At 61.2% G+C, this 1,220-nt stretch carries 1 protein-coding gene; it reads right to left on the bottom strand.

Features of this window, described 5'->3' with window-relative positions; all coding sequences use genetic code 11:
• On the bottom strand, positions 1-999 hold a 999-nt coding region (locus tag PVW46_RS13590; RefSeq protein ID WP_274576194.1), incomplete at its 3' end, for a calcium-binding protein.
• Between the last annotated feature and the right edge of the window lie 221 nt (positions 1,000-1,220).

Consider the following 1,220-nt stretch of genomic DNA (forward strand, 5'->3'; position numbering starts at 1 on the left):
GCCGCCGTCCATCGTGTCGAGCCCGTCGCTGCCGTCCAGGAAGTCGCTGCCGTCCTGGCCGACCAGAATGTCGTTGCCGCTGTCGCCCAGGATCGTGTCGTCGCCGGCGTTGCCGTTGATGGTATCGTTTTCGCTGCCGCCCTCGATGTCGTCGTTGCCCGCGCCGCCGAGGATGAAGTCATCCCCCCCTTCGCCATCCAGCAGGTCGTCGCCGCCGCGTCCGACGATGGTGTCGGCATCCGCACCACCGTTGAAATCATCCGCGTTCTCGCCGCCAGCCAGGGTGTCATTGCCGAAGTCGCCAAAGACGGTGCCGTTGATGACGCCGCCGGTGTTGTCGAGCCGGTCGTCTCCAACGCCCATCTCGACGTCGCCGTTCATAACGCCGCTGTTGAAGATGCGATCGACACCGCCCCCCAATTCGGAAGTGTAGGCGAAACTTGTGCCGCCCGAGATCGTGCCGCTGTTGCGCAGAATGGTTGTGCCTGTACTTCCGCTAAAGAAGTTCGAAAAAATCCCGCCAGAGCCGCCCTCGATTGTACCCGAATTCACGATCGTGACATTGGCTGTCCCACCATCAAGGACAAGACCGTCCGATTCCCCGATGATCGTGCCGCTGTTGATGATGTCGATCGGGGCACCTCCGTCCGATGCCCGTGCGTCGATCGCATCCGCGCCGGCCAGGATGGTGCCGGTGTTTTGGATCCGCATCGTGGAGGTTCCCGACAGGAAGAACGTGTCGCCTTCGATTGAGTTGACGTAGCCTGATGGGCCCACAAAGGCCGTGAACGTCCCACCATCGTGTTCAATGGCGTTGTTGTTAACCAAAGTACTCGCGATCACGGACCCATTGATGCTCAGGTTGTTGAAACTACCGCTGGACGTGATGGCATCGCCGTTGACGACGAGATTGGCATCGGCATCGGTGAGGATACCGGTTTCGCTGCCGGTCAGGGTCTGCGCCGTGGTCGAAAAGCCGGTCAGGGTAAAGTCTGCCATTTGGTAAATCCCATTTGCACATTTTAAGGCCGATCCGAGAAGCCGGAGGGCCTGTCTCGATCAGGGCCATCGATGCCCCTTTCGCGATCACCCCGAAGGTCGGGGTCGCGCCGGCCCCCGGGGATTCTGGTTGAGGGGGCCCCCTCGGGGACCTCCTGTGGGGAGACCTATTACTACAGCGTAAAGTCCTCTGCCGTCAGTCCGGTGACATTGGCCACGCG

Origin of the sequence: Mameliella sp. AT18 (genome assembly GCF_028807275.1) — a bacterium.
In the GTDB taxonomy this organism is placed as follows: Bacteria; Pseudomonadota; Alphaproteobacteria; order Rhodobacterales; family Rhodobacteraceae; genus Antarctobacter; species Antarctobacter albus.